Consider the following 16,843-nt stretch of genomic DNA (forward strand, 5'->3'; position numbering starts at 1 on the left):
TTCAAACATCCGGGTGAAGTGATCTTGACCTCTATTGCTTTCGGCTGACCGCGTGCTAGGCTCGCCGCAAGTTGCAGTTTGGTTTCCCTTGCAGTACAGAGCCTGCGGAGCATGTGACCGCGGGCTCTCGTAGTTTTCAGACGATTGCAGTCGTGCAGCACCGTTTCGCACTTGCAGGTTCTGGAGCAGGGCAACCCTTTTGAGCCCAAGGAGGGCTTATGGCTACCGGAACCGTTAAGTGGTTCAACGCCGAAAAGGGCTTTGGCTTCATCGCCCAGGAGGGCGGCGGCCCCGACGTCTTCGTTCACTACTCCGCGATCAACGCCCAGGGCTTCCGTTCGCTCGAGGAGAACCAGCAGGTCTCCTTCGACGTGACGCAGGGCCCGAAGGGTCCGCAGGCGGAGAACGTCACCCCCGTCTGATCACTGCCTGATCGCAGAACCTGAGTGCAGTACCCAAGGAGCCCCACGCCGCAAGGCGACGGGGCTCCTGCCTTTTCCGGCCCCGGCGCCCGGTGAATTCCCGGCGAATTCTCTACGTGTGCTGCATGATCAGAACGAACGTCGTGCCCGGCACCAGCGCCTCGTACGAGTGGGCGACATCCCCTCGGTACGTCATGTAATCGCCGGGTTCCAGTTCGGCCTCTTCTCCGGCCGGCCCCGCTTTCACCCGTCCCGTGCCGACGATCAGGTGCTCCACGGTGCCCGGGATGTGCGGCTCCGCCGCGCGGGCCGAACCCGGTTCCGCACGAATCTGGAAGATGTCCCGCCGGGCGCCGGGCGGACACACCGACAGCAGCGTGCCGACGAAGCTGGCCTGCTCGGAGGCGACACCCGGGCCCTCGCCGGCACGGATCACCTGGACGCTCTGCGTCGGCGGCTCCACCAGCGTGCCGAACGGGACGTCCAGCGCGACACCCAGCGCCCAGATCGTCTCCACGCTCGGGTTACCGGCCCCGGCCTCCAGCTGCGACAGCGTGGACTTGGCGATCCCCGCGCGCTTGGCCAGCTCGGACAGGGACAGCCCGGCGCGGGTGCGCTCACGCTTGAGGGACGCGGCGATCCACTCCATCGGGAGCCGGTCGGGGATCCGGGTGGACGGCTCAGCCATGCTCGTTCGCTCCATCGGTACGATCGTTCGCCTTGACGGACAGGGGGCCTGCTGTCCATTGTAGAAAACATGCGTTCGGTACAACGAACATCCCTGGAATCCGGCACGCCCGACGACCGCGCCGGCCGCGCCGACGGCCGGTCCCTCGACCAGCCACCGGCCCGGTCCCTCGACCGGTCCCTCGACCGGTCCCTGGTGCGCGACAGCTCGCTCGTCTGGCTGGCCAGCGGCATCGTGGGCGTGTCCTTCGGCGCCGTCTCCGTCGCCGGCGGGCTGCCGCTGTGGGTGCCGGTCCTGATGTCCCTGGTGGTGTACGCCGGCTCGGCCCAGTTCAGCGCGGTCGGCGTGCTGCTCGCCGGGGGCGGTCCGTTCGCCGCGGTGGCCACCGGGCTGCTGCTCAACACCCGCACGGCCGCGTTCAGCCTGGCTGTTGCGGAGACACTCGGCACCGGCCGCGCGGCCCGCTTCCTGGGGGCGCACCTCGTCACCGACGAGACGGTCGCCTTCGCCCTCGCCCAGAGCGATCCGGTACGGCGGCGGCGGGCGTTCTGGATCTCCGGGCTCGGACTGTTCGCCGTGTGGAACACCGGCGTGCTGGCGGGCGCGCTGGCCGGCGGCGCGCTCGGCGACACCGCGCGCTATGGCCTGGACGCCGCCTTCCCGGCCGTCCTGGTCGCCCTGGTCCTGCCCGCGCTGCGCGCGGACGCGACGGTACGTCGCTGCGCCCTGCTCGGCGCCGCCCTCGCCCTGTCGGTCACGCCCGCCGTACCGGCCGGGGTGCCGGTGCTGCTGGCGCTGGCCGGACTCCTTCTGCATCGCCGCCCGGCCCGGAAGGAGGCCGCTGCATGAACGCCACGGTCGTCGTGATCCTCGCGCTCGCCGTCGGCACGTACGCCTTCCGGCTGGTGGGGCCGGTGCTGCACGGCCGGGTGACGGTTCCGCCGCGCGTGCAGGAGCTGGCCTCGGCCGGGGCGGTGGTCCTGCTCGTCGCGTTGCTGGCCACGGGGGCGCTGACCGAGGGCGGTGGCTTCGCGGGGTGGGCCCGGCCGGCCGGGGTGCTGGTGGCAGGCCTGCTGGCCTGGCGGAGGGCACCGTTCGTGGTGGTGGTCGTGGGGGCGGCGGCGACGACGGCGCTGCTGCGGGTGGCCGGCGTCGCATGACCTGCTGCCCGCCTGCCGGGCGGGGCAGGGCCGAGGACGCGCTGCCGTCCGCCGCCCGGCTCGCCCGGAAGGGCGCCTCAGGACACAGCTCACCGGGCGGGCGCAGGGGCCGGGCGCTCGCCCCCTACCGTGTTCGCGAAGGCGCGGGCGGGTGGGCTGAGGGCGTCCCAGCGGCGGACCGCCCAGCCGACCGGGAGCGGGCGCAGCCCGGGCAGCGGGATCAGGCGCAGGGGGCCCGCGCCGGGGACGGGCAGGCCGGGGACCGCGGGTACGACCGCCCGGCCCGCGCCCAGTTCGGCCAGCAGCAGCGCGGTGTCCCAGTCGGCCACCGAGGCGTCGTACGCGAAGCGGACGCCCGACTCGGCGCAGGCGGCGTCCAGATGGGCGGCGGAGGCGGAGTTCGGGGGCAGCCGGATGAGCGGGACGTCGGCGAGGTCGGCGGGGGCGAGCCGGGACCGGGCGGCCAGCGGGTCGTCGGCCGGGACGGCGAGCACCCAGGGCAGTTCGACGACGGTCCGCTGCTCGATGCCCCGCACCGGCGGGCCGAGGGTGATCCAGGCGAGGTCGAGGGTGCCGTCGGCGAGCGCGTCGAAGGTGCCCCGGCCCGAACTGACCGTCCGGAACTCCAGGTTGACCTTGGGATGGCGGCGGCGGAAGGTGACGACGGCGTCGGACATGAAGTGCCGCACGGTGGTGGCGCCGGTGGCCACGCGGACATGCCCGCTGTGCCCGTCCAGCAGGTCGCGCAGCTGTCGTACGGCGAGGTCGAGTCCCGAGATGCCCTCGGCCGCCGCCGCTTCCAGGATCCGGCCGGCCTGTGTCGGTACGACCCCTCTCGGCTGGCGTTCCAGCAGGGGCACGCCCGTCTCCCGCTCCAGCCGCTTCACATGCTGGCTGACGGCGGACTGGGTGCAGCCGAGGTCACGGGCGACCGAGCTGAGGCTGCCGGCACGGCACACGGCCACGAACACACGCAGGTCGTCGAGGGTCACAACACCCAAGCTAACACTTGGGCTTGAGGAGAAAACCCAAGGATTGACTGGCCTTTGGAGCCCGTACGAAGATCTGTGGCGGGCCGCAACCGACCCAGGCGGCAACCCGCTCCCCGCATCACGCCATGCGTCCGGACCGAGGCGTGAACCGGGCGAGGAGCGGGTGCCGACCGGATCAGTCCCCGTACAGCCCCTCCACCTCCTGTGCGAAGTCCCGCATGATCTGCTCGCGGCGGAGCTTCATCGAGGGGGTGAGATGGCCCTCGTACTCGGTGAAGTCCCTCGGCAGGACGGCGAAGCGGCGGATGGACTCGGGGCGCGAGACGAGTTTGTTGGCCTCGTCTATCGCGCGTTGCAGGACCGCCTCCAACTCCGGGTCGCCGACGAGCAGTTCCGGCGGCACCGGGTGCTTGCCGATCATCTGGCGCCAGTGCATGGCGCCGTCGGGGTCGAGGGTGATCAGCGCGGACACGAACGGCCGGCCGTCGCCGACCAGCATGACCTGGGAGATCAGCGGGTGCTGGCGCAGCCAGTTCTCCAGCGGGGCCGGGGCCACCGACTTGCCGCCCGCCGTGATCAGCAGTTCCTTCTTGCGGCCGGTGATGGTGAGGTAGCCCTCGTCGTCCAGCTCGCCGATGTCTCCGGTCGCCAGCCAGCCGTCCCGGGACGCGGGCACGACGCCGCCGGCCTGCGGATCCCAGTAGCCGCGCAGCACATGGTCGCCGGCGACGAGGATCTCCCCGTCGGCCGCGATACGCACCCGGGTGCCGGGCAGCGGCCAGCCGACCGTGCCGAGGCGCGGCTTGAGCGGCGGGGTGACGGTCGTGGCGGCGGTGGTCTCCGTCAGGCCGTACCCCTCGAAGATCTCGATGCCGGCGCCGGCGTAGAACGCGCCGAGGCGCCGGCCGAGCGGGGAGCCGCCGCAGATGACGTGCCGGACGCGGCCGCCCATGGCGGCCCGGAGCTTGCGGTAGACGAGCGGGTCGTAGAAGCCGCGGGCCGTCTTCAGCGAGCGGCTCGGGCCGCCGCCCGTGCCGGTCTGCTGGGCCTCCAGGGCCTCGCCGTAGCGGACGGCGACCGCCGCAGCCCGGTCGAAGGCCGCGACCCGGCCGCCCGACTCGGCTTTGGCGCGGGCCGAGTTGTAGACCTTCTCCAGCATGTACGGGATGGTCAGCAGGGCGGTCGGCCGGAAGGCGGCCAGGTCGGGCAGCAGGTCGTCGGCGGCGAGGCTCGGAGCGTGTCCGAGGCGCACCCGGGCCCGCACACAGGCGATGGCGACCATGCGCCCGAACACATGGGACATCGGCAGGAACAGCAGCACCGAGGGGTTCTCGTCGTGCCCCTTGAAGACCGGGTGGAGCAGTTCGATGGCGTTGTCGACCTCGGCGAAGAAGTTTCCGTGCGACAGGGCGCAGCCCTTGGGGCGGCCGGTGGTGCCGGAGGTGTAGATGAGGGTGGCGAGGGTGGCCGGACCCAGCATGCCGCGCCGTACGGCGACTTCACCGTCGGGTACCTGCGCGCCCGCCTCCGCCAGCCGGGTCACGTGGTCCTTGTCCATCACCCACACATGGCGCAGGTCGGGCAGGTGCTGGAGTTCGGGGCCGATGGCGGCGGCCTGGTCGGCGGTCTCGGTGATCAGGGCGACGGCGCCGGAGTCGTGCAGGATCCAGCGGGTCTGGAAGACGGAGGACGTCGGGTAGACGGGCACGGTGACGAGCCCGGCCGCCCAGGCGGCGAAGTCGAGCAGCGTCCACTCGTAGCGCGTGCGGGCCATGACGGCGATCCGGTCGCCCGACACCAGCCCCTCGGCGATCAGCCCCTTGGCCACCGCGAGCACCTGCTCGGCGAAGTCCGCGGCCGTCACGTCCGCCCAACTGCCGTCGGGCATGCGGCGGCTGAGCACCACGGAAGCCGGGGCGGTCCCGGCGTTGTCGAACGGCAGGTCCGCGAGGGAGCCGTGGGTGACCGGCGGCGCGAACGGCGGTACGTGCACCTCCCGTACGGCACCGTCCAGCCGCTGGACCCAGGGCTCCACGAGGACCGGGCGGCCGTCGTAGTCGACGGCGGAGACGGGGGCAGCGGAGGAGACAGGGGTGTGCGGGAACGGGGTGGACACGGGCGGCTCCTCTTGCGTGCAGCGGCGCACTACCGACTGCATGACGTACGTGCCTCGCGCGCCGAGGCGTTCACCGGCGGCGGGCCGCAGAAGGGGGTTACCGACGGTCAGGCCAGGTGATCGTACGGGCCGGCTGTGAGGGCCTTGTGCGGGTTCCGGGATGATCCGGGGCCGGGGATGTGCAACCTCGTTGGTTTTATGACAGGGCCTCACGTTAGGTGGGTCACAGCCCCTCCCTCCGCCGCGTGACGTAGACTTACCGCCGGTAACCTTACTCCAGAGTAAGCATCGGGGACAGGCCATGGCAGTCGTTCGATCCGTCGCCCTCGCCGGCGCGCCCGCGCTCGCGCCCCTGCTGGCCCGGGGCGCCCTGCGCTCCCCGTTCAAGCGCCCCTCCCCCGACGCCGGGTTCCCGCGCACCCGGCTGGTACTGCCGGGGCTCCGCGTCGACCTGGCCCACCTGGCCGCGTACGAGCGGGTGTGCGGCTTCGCCACCGGCGAGACCGCCCTCCCCGTGACCTACCCGCACGTCCTGGGATTCCCGCTGGCCATGCGGCTGATGAGCGCCCGCGACTTCCCGCTGCCGCTGCTGGGCCTGGTGCACACCTCGGTCGGCATCGTCCGCCACACCGCCGCACCGGCGACGGGGGGGTATCAACTCGCCGTGCACATCGACGGGTTGGCTCCGCACCGGCGCGGGACACAGGCCACGGTGGTCACCGAGCTGACCTCGGGCGACGAACTCGTCTGGGAGTCGCGCAGCACCTATCTCGCCCGGCACCGCACCGAGGACCCCGCCGGCCCCCGGCAGGAGCGGCGGCCGCACACACGGCTCCCGCTGCCCGTGCTGGCCGAGTGGCGGCTCGCCGAGGACATCGGCCGGCGCTACGGCGCGGTCTCCGGCGACCGCAACCCCATCCATCTGCACCCGCTCACCGCCCGCCTCTTCGGCTTCCCGCGGGCCCTCGCGCACGGCATGTGGACGGTGGCCCGCTGCCTGGCCGCCCACGGCACGCCCGGCTCCGCCGTGGTGCGGGCCGAGTTCCGGGCGCCGGTGCTGCTGCCGGGGACGGTCGCCTACGGCGCGGACGGCAACGGCCGCTTCGAACTGCGTGGTGCGGGCGGACGGCTCCACCTGTCCGGAGAGGTGCGGCCACTGGACCGCGCGATGGGCTAGACGCCGTCGGGGGCACGCGTCACGGCGCTTCCTCGGCCGACGGAGTCCATCGGTTGCCCTGCATCAGATTGCCCAGCCCCGCCCACGCGAAGTTCATCAGTGTGGCCGCCGTCTGCCGGGCCGTGACCCCCGGTGTCGTGTTGGCCCACGCGGCCAGCGACTCCGCCGCTCCGACCAGCGCCTCCGCCAGGCCCGCGACCTCGCCTTCCGGCAGGTCGGGGTCACGGTGGGCCTCGCGGGCGGCGACCACGACCAGCCGGGTCACGAACGCGACGATCTCCGCGCGCATCGCGTCGGCCTCGGCCGCGAAGGGGTCACCGTGCGTACGGGCCTGGAGATGCAGTACGGACCAGGCGTCGGGGTGCTCGGCGGTGTGCGCGAAGAAGGCCAGCAGGCCGTCCCACAGCTGGCGGTCGGCGGGCAGGTCCGGGCACACCCCGGCGCGCACCGCCTCGCTCAGCGCGGCGGCCTCCCGGCGGATGCAGGCGGTGAAGAGATCTTCCTTGGAGTTCAGGTACAGATAGACCAACGGCTTGGAGACACCCGCGAGTTCGGCTATCTCGTCCATCGAGGCGGCCATGTAGCCGCGCCGGCCGAAGATCTGCACCGCGGCGTCGAGCATCTGCTGCTCCCGTACCGCACGCGGCATCCGTTTGGTCCTCGCCCCACCCATGAGGGAAAGACTAGTTGGACGCGGCCGCCTCGCCCTGTGCCCGGGCGGAGTCGTCGACGACGTCCTCCTGGCTGCGGTTGGCCTCCAGGTTGGCCTTCATCCGGTCGACCCTGTTCACGATCTGCACCGAGGCCCGGTCCCGCTCCCTGCGCAGCACCACCCAGCTGATCGGCGCCGACAGCACCAGCGAGAGCAGCAGCACCCAGAGGAAGTTGGAGTCGCCGAAGCCACGCGGGAAGATACCGGAGTAGACGGCTCCCCAGACGACCACGAGGCAGCCGGCGAAGACGCCGAGGCGCATCAGCGTGTAGCGGAGCATCTCAATCCACTCGTCCGATTCCAAAAGGGTCAGCTTCCAGTGAAGCACGCCCCGGGGGCGATCTTGCACGGGGGTCGGGCCGAAGGAGTGGTCAGGTGAGCGGCAGCAGCATGGTGATGTCGTCGCGTTCGTCACCGGGCGCGACGCGGATGGCGCCGGGCACCCGGCCGACCTCCTTGTACCCGCAGGAGCCGTAGAACCGCTCCAGGCCGGTGCCGCCCCGGCAGGTCAGCCGGATCGCGTCGATGCCGTCGAGGCCGCGGGCCGCCTCCTCGGCGGCCGCCAGCAGGTCGCGGCCGTACCCCTTGCCCTGGTGCCGGGGGTGGACCATCACCGTGTACAGCCACACCCAGTGCTTCTGGAGCCGGTGCGTGTTGTGGGCGAGGAAGGCGGCCGCGGCAGGTGCCCCCGTCCCGTCGCACCCGACGAGCAGCCGGTGCCGGCCCTCGGCCATCGCCACGAGGTGCGCCACCAGCTCCGGGCGGACGTCCTCCCTGCGCACCGGCGGTACGAAGCCCACGGCGCCGCCCGCGTTGGAGACGTCCGTCCACAGGTCGAGGATGCCGTCCCGCAGGGCCGGGGTGACGGCGGGATCGAGCGTGAAAGTAAGGGGCATGCGGGCATCGTATCCATTACCCGCACGCCCCTCCAGTGCCTGCCCCATCCGTACCGGGATCACACCCGCATCGGCTGCGGGGACTCCCTGCGGGCCGGGTCCGGGCCGTCGTACTCGCGGATGATCTCGTAGCGCGTGTTGCGCTCCACCGGACGGAAACCGGCGTCCCGGATCAGCTCCAGCAGGTCCTCACGGGTGAGCTTGTTCGGCGTGCCGTAGTTGTCCGCGTCGTGCGTGATCTTGTACTCGACGACCGAACCGTCCATGTCGTCCGCGCCGTGCTGCAGCGCCAGCTGCGCGGTCTGGACGCCGTGCATCACCCAGAAGACCTTCACGTGCGGCACGTTGTCGAACAGCAGCCGCGAGACGGCGAAGGTCTTCAGGGCCTCCGCGCCGGTCGCCATCTGGGTACGGGCCTGGAGGGTGTTGCGTACCTTGCCGTCCTTCATGTCCACGAAGTCGTGCTGGTAGCGCAGCGGGATGAAGACCTGGAAGCCGTTCGTCTCGTCCTGGAGTTCGCGCAGGCGCAGGACGTGGTCGACGCGGTGGCGCGGCTCCTCGATGTGGCCGTAGAGCATGGTGCACGGGGTCTTCAGACCCTTCTCGTGCGCCAGGCGGTGGATGCGGGACCAGTCCTCCCAGTGGGTGCGGTGGTCCACGATGTGCTGCCGGACCTCCCAGTCGAAGATCTCGGCGCCGCCGCCGGTCAGGGACTCCAGCCCCGCGTCGATCAGCTCGTCGAGGATCTCGGACGCCGACAGGCCGGAGATCGTCTCGAAGTGGTGGATCTCCGTGGCCGTGAACGCCTTCAGCGACACGTGCGGCAGCGCGGCCTTCAGCTCACGCAGCGAGCGCGGGTAGTAGCGCCACGGCAGGTTCGGGTGCAGCCCGTTGACGATGTGCAGCTCGGTGAGGTTCTCCGACTCCATCGCCTTGGCGAGCTTGACGGCCTCCTCGATGCGCATCGTGTACGCGTCCTTCTCGCCCGGCTTGCGCTGGAACGAGCAGTACGCGCACGAGGCCGTGCACACGTTCGTCATGTTCAGATGCCGGTTGACGTTGAAGTGGACGACGTCACCGTTCTTCCGGGTCCGCACCTCGTGCGCCAGACCGCCGAGCCAGGCCAGATCGTCCGACTCGTACAGCGCGATGCCGTCCTCACGGGTCAGCCGCTCACCGGAACGGACCTTCTCCTCCAGCTCGCGCTTGAGCCCGACGTCCATGCCCACACCTTTCTACGACAGCTCGCCCCACGGTATCCCTAGACCTCTTCGGGCAGTTCTCCGACCCGGTTCTCCCACTTCGTGGACAGCACGATGGTGGTACGGGTCCGGGAGACGCCCTTGGTGCCGCTGAGCCGCCGGATGATCCGCTCCAGGCCGTCCACGTCCGTGGCCCGCACCTTGAGCATGTAGGAGTCGTCGCCGGCGATGAACCAGCAGTCCTCGATCTCCGGCAGGTCCCGCAGCCGCTGGGCGACGTCCTCGTGGTCGGCGGCGTCGGAGAGCGAGATGCCGATCAGCGCGGTGACGCCGAGGCCGAGCGAGGCCGAGTTCACCGTGGCGCGATAGCCGGTGATCACGCCGGCCGCCTCCAGCCGGTTGATGCGGTCGGTGACGCTGGGTCCCGACAGTCCGACGAGGCGCCCCAGCTCCGCGTACGAGGCCCGGCCGTTCTCCCTCAGGGCCTGGATGAGCTGCCTGTCCACCGCGTCCATGCGATCGAAGCCTTCCGCTGAAGAGTTCCGAGTTGATGAGAGGTACTGCGACTTGACTTGCCCGGCTGATCCGCGCTCGCGCTAATCCGCTGCCCCGCCGCCCAGCTCGCCCCGCCACCGCCGGTACAGGCCGTGCTCGACGCCCGCCGCGTCCAGCACCCGCCCGGCGACGAAGTCCACCAGATCCTGGATGTGGGTGGCGCCCGCGTAGAAGGCGGGCGAGGCCGGTACGACGCTCGCGCCGGCCTCGTCCAGCGCCACGAGATGGCGCAGCGTCTGCCCGTTCAGCGGGGCCTCCCGTACGGCCACGACCAGCGTGCGGCGTTCCTTGAGGGTGACGCTCGCCGTGCGCTGGAGCAGGTCCTTGGACAGGCCGAGGGCCACACCGGCCACGCAGGCCGTGGAGGCGGGCACGATGAGCATGCCCTTGGCCGGGTACGAGCCCGAGGACGGCCCGGCGGCGAGGTCCCCCGCGCTCCAGTACCGCACCCCGCCGAGGTCCACATCGAAGGTCCCCGGCTTGCCGTCGGCCCCCCGGGCCAGCCATTCCCGCAGGTCGTCCTGCCAGTGGGCGTCCCGGAACGAGATCCCCGTCTCGTCCAGCAGCGTCAGCCGCGAGGCCCGGCTGACGACCAGGTCCACCGCCTCCCCCGCCGCCAGCAGCGCCCGCAGCACGGCCGCCGCATAGGGCGTACCGGAAGCTCCGGACACCCCCACGATCCAAGGCTCGCGCTGCGTTTCTCCTGCGTTCACACCTTGAGCGTACCGGTGGGTCGGGCAGGCCTCAGGCCGGGTGGGGCGCCTTGGGACCGCCCGTCGGACGGGAAGCGCGCTCCTCAGACCGTCAGGCCCCGGACCAGGAGATCCAGCAGCGCGCACACGAACAGGGCAATGCCGATGAAGCCGTTGACCGAGAAGAACGCCCTGTTCAGGCGGGACAGGTCATGGGGCCGGACGATGCGGTGCTCGTAGCCGAAGGCACCCGCGACGATCAGCAGGCCCAGCCAGAAGAAGGCGCCCGCGTGCGTGGCCAGGGCGTACCAGACGAACAGGGCCGTCGTGACCGTGTGGCACACCCGCGCGCCCCGGATCGCGGCCGGGACGCCGAAGCGGGCCGGGACCGACATGACACCGACCTGCCGGTCGGTCTCGACGTCCTGGCAGGCGTAGATCAGGTCGAAGCCGCCGATCCAGACGCCGACGGCGAGGCCGAGGATCACCGCGTCCCAGGACCAGGACCCGGAGATCGCGAGCCAGCCGCCGATCGGCCCCATGGACTGGGCGAGGCCGAGGATGGCCTGCGGGAAGTTCGTGAACCGCTTCCCGTAGGGGTAGACCACCATCGGGATCACCGCGGCGGGTGCGAGGGCCAGGCACAGGGGGTTCAGCAGGGCCGCCGCGCCCAGGAAGATCACCAGGGCGATCAGGGCACCCGTCCAGGCGTGCCGCACCGACATCGCGCCGGTCACCAGCTCGCGGTGCGCGGTGCGCGGGTTGCGGGCGTCGATCTCGCGGTCGATGATCCGGTTGACCGCCATCGCGAACGTCCGCAGGCCGACCATGCAGATCGTGACCAGCAGCAGCCGGCCCCAGTGGATCTTCTCGTCCCACTGGTACATCGCCGTCAGCGACGCGATGTAGGCGAAGGGCAGCGCGAAGATCGAGTGCTCGATCATCACGAGCCGCAGGAAAGCCTTCGTGCGTCCCGGCTGAGGGATCGCGGCAGAGGCGCTGCTCACAGGCCGTACTCCGGATCATCCCCGCGGCGGCGGGGAAATCCCGTCTCCGCGCTGCCGCACACCATCATGTCGGTGCCCTTCACAGTCCGTACTCCTTCCAACGCCGTGTCACCCGTTCGGCCGTATCGGGGTCGGATTCCACCATCTCCGGCCACCCCCCGTCCCGCGTGTACCCCTCCTCGGGCCATTTCCGCGTCGCGTCGATCCCCGCCTTGCCGCCCCAGAACTGCTGGTAGGAGGCGTGGTCGAGGTGGTCGACGGGGCCTTCCACGACCGTGAGGTCGCGGGCGTAGTCCGTGTTGCCGAGGGCGCGCCAGGCGACCTCGTGCAGATCGTGGACGTCGCAGTCGCGGTCCACGACCACGATCAGCTTGGTGAGGGACATCATGTGGGCCCCCCAGATCGCGTGCATCACCTTCTGCGCGTGCTTCGGGTACTTCTTGTCGATCGAGACGATCGCGCAGTTGTGGAAGCCGCCGGCCTCGGGCAGGTGGTAGTCCACGATGTCCGGGACGATGATCTTGAGCAGCGGCAGGAAGAAGCGCTCCGTGGCGCGGCCCAGCGGGCCGTCCTCCGTCGGCGGGCGGCCGACCACGATCGACTGCAGCAGCGGGCGCCTGCGCATCGTCACGCAGTCGATCTTCAGTGCGGGGAACGGCTCCTGCGGGGTGTAGAAGCCGGTGTGGTCGCCGAAGGGACCCTCGGGCAGCATCTCGCCCGGCTCCAGCCAGCCCTCCAGGACGACCTCGGCGTTCGCCGGCACCTGGAGCGGGACCGTCTTGCAGTCGACCATCTCGATCCGCCTGCCCGCGATGAACCCGGCGAAGAGGTACTCGTCGATGTCGCCGGGGAGCGGGGCGGTGGAGGCGTACGTCACGGCCGGCGGGCAGCCGAAGGCGATGGCGACGGGCAGCCGCTCCCCGCGCCGCGCGGCGACCTGGTAGTGGTTGCGGCTGTCCTTGTGGATCTGCCAGTGCATGCCGATGGTGCGCCGGTCGTGACGCTGCAGGCGGTACAGCCCGAGGTTGCGGATGCCCGTCTCCGGGTCCTTGGTGTGGGTGAGCCCCAGGTTGAAGAAGGAGCCGCCGTCCTTGGGCCAGGTGAACAGCGCCGGGAGCCGGTCGAGGTCCACCTCGTCGCCGTGCAGGACGACCTCCTGCACCGGAGCCTCTTTGATCTTCTTCGGCGGGACGTGGGCCATCGCGCCGAGCTTCCCGAAGGCCTCGCGCACGCCGACGAACCCGTGCGGCAGCTCGGGCCGCAGCAGGCCGCCGATCTTCTCGGAGATCTCGCCGTACGACTTCAGGCCCAGCGCCTTGAGCAGGCGGCGGTCGGTGCCGAAGACGTTCATCGCGAGGGGCATCGCCGAGCCCTTCACGTTCTCGAAGAGCAGCGCCGGGCCACCGGACTTCTGCACCCGGTCGACGATCTCTCCGACTTCCAGGTAGGGGTCCACCTCGGCCTTGATGCGCTTGAGGTCTCCCTCGCGCTCCAGCGCCCGCAGCAGGGCGCGAAGATCGTCGTAAGCCATGCGCCCCAGTATCCGGCACCCGCTACTCTGGCCCGGTCACCGGGGCCGTCTCACATTCGTCGGGGGATCGCACGCCATGCTCAGGTATCTGCCGTTCCTGCTGGTCCTGGCGCTGTGGATCTATGCCTTCGTGGACTGTCTGAACACTCCCGAGGATGAGGTGCGCCATCTGCCGAAGGTGGTGTGGGTGATCATCATCCTGCTCTTCGGCGAGGTGCTGGTGGGGCCGGTGGCCTGGCTGATCACCGGGCGGGCGCGGCGGGCGCCGGCGGGCGGGTCCACGCCCGCCCCCTTCGCCTCCGGACACCGCGCCGCCGCCGGCTGGATCGCTCCCGACGACAACCCCGAGTTCCTCAAGTCCCTCGAGAACAAGGACGACCCCAAGGGCGAGTGACCGCCCCAAACGGCTTGCCTTCCCCCAACTGACCTGTGGTTAATGGTCGTTACAAGCTGTGAGTAGTCGTTCCTCGGCACCGCCTCGACGGCGACGGGGGCACGTCCTCGCCCGGCTCCGCGGGGACGCCCGGCTCCCGGACGCCTGGCATTGCCCCCGCTCTCCCGCGCCCGCACAGTAAGGGCATGGACGAACGACAGGCCCGTGCCTGGCTCGCCACCGCCGTGGCCGAGGCCCGCGCCGGGCTGGCCGAGGGCGGGATCCCGGTCGGCGCCGCGCTCTACGGCCCGGACGGCGCCCTTCTCGGCCGTGGCCGCAACCGCCGGGTCCAGGACGGCGACCCCTCGACACACGCGGAGACGGCCGCGTTCCGCGCGGCCGGCCGGCAGCGGTCGTACCGCGGCACGACCATGGTCACCACCCTCTCGCCGTGCTGGTACTGCAGCGGCCTGGTCCGGCAGTTCGGCATCCCCCGTGTGGTGATCGGCGAGGCCACCACCTTCCGCGGGGGCCACGACTGGCTCGCCGAGCACGGCGTCGAGATCCTGGTCCTGGAGGACCCCGAGTGCGTCACGATGATGCGCGCCTTCGTCAAGGACAACCCGGACCTGTGGAACGAGGACATCGGTGACTGAATCCCTCTCCCGGATCCCCACCATCGACCTCCGGCCCTGGCTGGACGGCGGCGAGGAGATCCGCGCCGCCCTCGCCCGCACCGTCGACCAGGCACTGCAGACGGCCGGGTTCCTGCTGGTCACCGGGCACGGGGTGGAGTCCGGGCTGCGAGCTGGGATCCGGCGGGCGGCGCGGGAGTTCTTCCTGCTCCCGGACGAGGTCAAGCGGCGGTACGAGGCGAAGGTCGGCGGACGCGGGTGGCTCGGGCCCGGTGCCGAGGCCAACGGATACGCGGAGGGGACGCACACGCCGCCCGACCTGAAGGAGTCGCTGACCTTCGCGACGGACGAGCCCTTCGCCGATCCGGTCGTCGACGCGCAGTGGTACGCGCCCAACGTGTGGCCGGCCGAGGTGCCGCAGCTCCGGACGCTCTGCACGGAGTACCTGGCGAAGATGGCCGCCCTGGAGAAGGAGCTGCTGTCGCTGCTGGGGTACGCCCTGGGGCTCGAACGCGACTTCTTCACCCGGCACATGGACCATCCGACGTACGGCTTCAACATCAACTGGTATCCGGGCACGGAGGTCGTCGGCGAGCCGCTGCCGGGGCAGTTCCGGATCGGGCCGCACACCGACTTCGGGACCGTCACCGTCCTCGACCGGCAGGCCGGAAAGGGCGGGCTGCAGGTGTACACCGACGAGCGCGGGTGGGCGGACGCGCCGTACGACCCCGCCGCCCTCACCGTCAACATCGGTGACCTGCTGGCCCGTTGGACCGGTGACCGGTGGCGGTCCGGGCGGCACCGGGTGCTGCCGCCGCCCGCCGACGCCCCCGCCGAGGAGCTGATGTCGCTCGTGTACTTCGGCGAGTGCACCCCGGGCACCCGGGTGGAGTCCGTGCCGGCGCCGGTCGGCCGGGTGGCCTATCCGCCGGTCGACTCGCACGTGTACCTGCGCGCCAAGCTCGACTCGATCACCGTCGAGTGATCCGCCCGGCCTCACCCTGCGTAAATCACTTCCCCGTTCGGCCTGCCACCCGTTCCGCTGAAATGGTCCGGACGGGCATGTCCCGGTCGCGTCTGTCGGCATTGCCTTCAAGGGGGCCCGGATCCAGGGGCCCCCTTCTGCGATGGGAGACGCGTGCGAATCACTGACATCCAGCGTTGCGAGGCCCGGCCGGGACGGCTCGTCGAGTGGACGCTGAGCCCGGCGACCGTCGCGGCGGCGGCGGCGCTCCCGGAGGACTCCCGGCCCCCTGCCTACATCCAGGAGTCGCACATCCGGACCGCCAAGTGCGTCCGGGAGGACGGGCTGTTCGTGCCGACCTGGCTCGGCACCGCCTTCGACCTGCCGGGCCCGGTCGACCTCGATGCGCTCCAGGAGGCGCTGCGCGCCTGGACGGTCCGGCACGAGACGCTGCGCAGCGGCTTCCGCTGGGCCGGTGACGAACTGCGCCGCTTCACGCTGGACGCGGCGGACGTGTCCCTGCACCGCGAGGACGTGGGCGACTTCCCGGACGCGGGCGCGCTGGTGCGGCATCTCGAGGAGCGGTTCGACACCGTCGCGGACGCGCTGCGCTGGCCGAACTTCCTCTTCACGGCCGTCGTCCGGGACGACTCCGCCACCGTCTGCCTGGCCTTCGACCACAGCAACGTCGACGCCTACTCCCTGGAGCGGATCCCCGCGGAGGTGACCGAGCTGTACGCGGCGGGGCGGGCCGGCGCCGTGCCCGACTCGCGTACCTCGGTGGCCAGTTACGTCGACTTCTGCCGGATCGAGCGGGCAGACGCGGACGGCATCGACGCCCGGCACGCGATCGTCGGCCGCTGGCGCGAGTTCATCCGCCGCTGCGACGGAACACTGCCCGGCTTCCCCGTCGACCTGGGGCTGGAGCCGGGCGGGCCGCTGCCGCGCCAGCGGATGCTGTGCGAGCCGCTGGCCGACGCGCAGGAGGCGGCGGCGTTCGAGGCGTACTGCCGCCCCTACGGCGGCAGCCAGGTCGGTCTGCTGGCCGCGACCGGGCTGATCGTGCACGAGCTGGGCGGGCAGCCGGTGTACCGGACGGTGGTGCCGTTCCACACCCGGGTGAAGTCACGGTGGAGCGACTCGGTGGGCTGGTACGTCGGGGGCGCTCCGATCGAGGTGCCCGTCGACCGTGCGGCCGGGCTCCGGGACACCCTGCGCACGGTACGCGACGAGCTGCGGGCCGCCCGGCCGCTGGCCCGGATGCCGCTGGCCCGGGTGCTGAGCCTGCTCGGCGCGGACTTCCGGCCGGCCTCGCCGGACCTGTACTCGATCGTCTCCTACGTCGACGCCCGGTCCATCCCGGGCGCGGAGCGCTGGAGCGAGCAGCGGGCGCACGCGCTGCTGCGGGTGTCGTACGGCGACCAGGTGTGCGTGTGGGTGAACCGGCTGCACGAGGGGCTGTGGCTGGCGAGCCGGTATCCGGACACGGACGTGGCGGCGAAGAACCTGCGGCTGTACGTGGAGCGGTTGCGCGATCACATCGCCTCCGTGGCCCACGGCAGCCTGACCGCGGTGTCGTAGGCACGACCGCTGATCCAGAACCGGTCCGGAGCCGATCCAGGACTGACCCGGACCGATCCGAAACTGATCCAGGGCTGATCCGGAACTGACATCGCCGGATTTCGTAACCCAACGGACACCACTGGCCCTGGCACGGAGCA

19 protein-coding genes are annotated in these 16,843 nt (G+C 71.3%); 8 read left to right on the forward strand and 11 right to left on the reverse strand.

The features are described 5' to 3' along the window. Nucleotides 1-218: 218 nt before the first annotated feature. Nucleotides 219-422, forward strand: a complete 204-nt coding sequence (locus A6P39_RS19165; protein ID WP_003974443.1) for a cold-shock protein — start codon at nt 219-221, stop codon at nt 420-422. 112 nt (nt 423-534) lie between these two features. Here A6P39_RS19165 and A6P39_RS19170 read toward each other — a convergent pair whose 3' ends face one another. After that, complete coding sequence (locus tag A6P39_RS19170) at nt 535-1,110, reverse strand: helix-turn-helix domain-containing protein (RefSeq protein WP_067057668.1); 576 nt, start codon at nt 1,108-1,110, stop codon at nt 535-537. A 69-nt stretch (nt 1,111-1,179) separates the two neighbouring features. Between A6P39_RS19170 and A6P39_RS19175 the strand changes: the two genes are divergently transcribed. Beyond that, on the forward strand, nt 1,180-1,959 hold the full coding sequence (locus A6P39_RS19175) for an AzlC family ABC transporter permease (RefSeq protein ID WP_443052890.1): 780 nt from the start codon (nt 1,180-1,182) through the stop codon (nt 1,957-1,959). Then, on the forward strand, nt 1,956-2,270 hold the full coding sequence (locus tag A6P39_RS19180; RefSeq protein WP_067057671.1) for an AzlD domain-containing protein: 315 nt from the start codon (nt 1,956-1,958) through the stop codon (nt 2,268-2,270). The genes A6P39_RS19175 and A6P39_RS19180 overlap by 4 nt, the downstream gene beginning before the upstream one ends. 89 nt (nt 2,271-2,359) lie before the next feature. Here A6P39_RS19180 and A6P39_RS19185 read toward each other — a convergent pair whose 3' ends face one another. Further along, nucleotides 2,360-3,262, reverse strand: a complete 903-nt coding sequence (locus A6P39_RS19185; RefSeq protein ID WP_067057673.1) for a LysR family transcriptional regulator — start codon at nt 3,260-3,262, stop codon at nt 2,360-2,362. Nucleotides 3,263-3,437: 175 nt separating this feature from the next. Then, a complete protein-coding gene (locus A6P39_RS19190; RefSeq protein ID WP_067057676.1) occupies nt 3,438-5,378 on the reverse strand; it encodes an AMP-dependent synthetase/ligase in 1,941 nt (646 codons plus the stop codon). Nucleotides 5,379-5,679: 301 nt separating this feature from the next. Here A6P39_RS19190 and A6P39_RS19195 point away from each other — a divergent pair, with 301 nt between their 5' ends. After that, entirely contained in the window at nt 5,680-6,555 is an 876-nt protein-coding gene (locus tag A6P39_RS19195; protein WP_067057679.1) for a MaoC family dehydratase, read from the forward strand. 19 nt (nt 6,556-6,574) lie between these two features. On the opposite strand, the gene A6P39_RS19200 is transcribed toward A6P39_RS19195, so the two are convergent. The 8 genes from A6P39_RS19200 to A6P39_RS19235 all read right to left on the reverse strand — a co-directional run bounded on the left by A6P39_RS19200 (nt 6,575) and on the right by A6P39_RS19235 (nt 13,150). Next, nucleotides 6,575-7,228: a TetR/AcrR family transcriptional regulator gene (locus tag A6P39_RS19200; RefSeq protein ID WP_067057682.1), complete on the reverse strand. Its 654-nt coding sequence runs from the start codon at nt 7,226-7,228 to the stop codon at nt 6,575-6,577. A 10-nt stretch (nt 7,229-7,238) separates the two neighbouring features. Next, nucleotides 7,239-7,547, reverse strand: coding sequence for a DUF4229 domain-containing protein (locus tag A6P39_RS19205; RefSeq protein WP_067057684.1), 309 nt, complete (start codon nt 7,545-7,547; stop codon nt 7,239-7,241). Nucleotides 7,548-7,638: 91 nt separating this feature from the next. After that, nucleotides 7,639-8,163 carry a GNAT family N-acetyltransferase gene (locus tag A6P39_RS19210; RefSeq protein WP_067057686.1) on the reverse strand — a complete coding sequence of 175 codons (525 nt, stop codon included), beginning with the start codon at nt 8,161-8,163 and terminating at the stop codon, nt 7,639-7,641. Between the two features lie 59 nt (nt 8,164-8,222). Then, nucleotides 8,223-9,386, reverse strand: coding sequence for an aminofutalosine synthase MqnE (mqnE, locus tag A6P39_RS19215; protein WP_067057689.1), 1,164 nt, complete (start codon nt 9,384-9,386; stop codon nt 8,223-8,225). A gap of 38 nt (nt 9,387-9,424) precedes the next feature. After that, nucleotides 9,425-9,880: an Lrp/AsnC family transcriptional regulator gene (locus A6P39_RS19220; RefSeq protein ID WP_067057692.1), complete on the reverse strand. Its 456-nt coding sequence runs from the start codon at nt 9,878-9,880 to the stop codon at nt 9,425-9,427. Nucleotides 9,881-9,961: 81 nt separating this feature from the next. Continuing rightward, nucleotides 9,962-10,633 carry a UbiX family flavin prenyltransferase gene (locus tag A6P39_RS19225; RefSeq protein ID WP_067057696.1) on the reverse strand — a complete coding sequence of 224 codons (672 nt, stop codon included), beginning with the start codon at nt 10,631-10,633 and terminating at the stop codon, nt 9,962-9,964. A gap of 83 nt (nt 10,634-10,716) precedes the next feature. Next, nucleotides 10,717-11,619, reverse strand: coding sequence for a menaquinone biosynthesis prenyltransferase MqnP (gene mqnP, locus A6P39_RS19230; protein ID WP_067057699.1), 903 nt, complete (start codon nt 11,617-11,619; stop codon nt 10,717-10,719). Nucleotides 11,620-11,698: 79 nt separating this feature from the next. Continuing rightward, on the reverse strand, nt 11,699-13,150 hold the full coding sequence (locus tag A6P39_RS19235; RefSeq protein ID WP_067057701.1) for a menaquinone biosynthesis decarboxylase: 1,452 nt from the start codon (nt 13,148-13,150) through the stop codon (nt 11,699-11,701). A gap of 76 nt (nt 13,151-13,226) precedes the next feature. Here A6P39_RS19235 and A6P39_RS19240 point away from each other — a divergent pair, with 76 nt between their 5' ends. The 4 genes from A6P39_RS19240 (at nt 13,227) to A6P39_RS19255 (ending at nt 16,703) form a co-directional block, all read left to right on the forward strand. After that, on the forward strand, nt 13,227-13,544 hold the full coding sequence (locus A6P39_RS19240; RefSeq protein ID WP_067057704.1) for a PLD nuclease N-terminal domain-containing protein: 318 nt from the start codon (nt 13,227-13,229) through the stop codon (nt 13,542-13,544). A gap of 185 nt (nt 13,545-13,729) precedes the next feature. Then, nucleotides 13,730-14,179 (forward strand): nucleoside deaminase, encoded by a 450-nt coding sequence (locus tag A6P39_RS19245; RefSeq protein ID WP_067057708.1) that lies wholly within the window; start codon nt 13,730-13,732, stop codon nt 14,177-14,179. Further along, entirely contained in the window at nt 14,172-15,143 is a 972-nt protein-coding gene (locus A6P39_RS19250; protein WP_067057711.1) for an isopenicillin N synthase family dioxygenase, read from the forward strand. The genes A6P39_RS19245 and A6P39_RS19250 overlap by 8 nt, the downstream gene beginning before the upstream one ends. A gap of 153 nt (nt 15,144-15,296) precedes the next feature. Beyond that, a complete protein-coding gene (locus A6P39_RS19255; protein ID WP_067057714.1) occupies nt 15,297-16,703 on the forward strand; it encodes a condensation domain-containing protein in 1,407 nt (468 codons plus the stop codon). The last annotated feature ends 140 nt before the right edge of the window (nt 16,704-16,843 follow it).

The sequence above is a fragment of the Streptomyces sp. FXJ1.172 genome (genome assembly GCF_001636945.3).
Classification (GTDB): domain Bacteria; phylum Actinomycetota; class Actinomycetes; order Streptomycetales; family Streptomycetaceae; genus Streptomyces.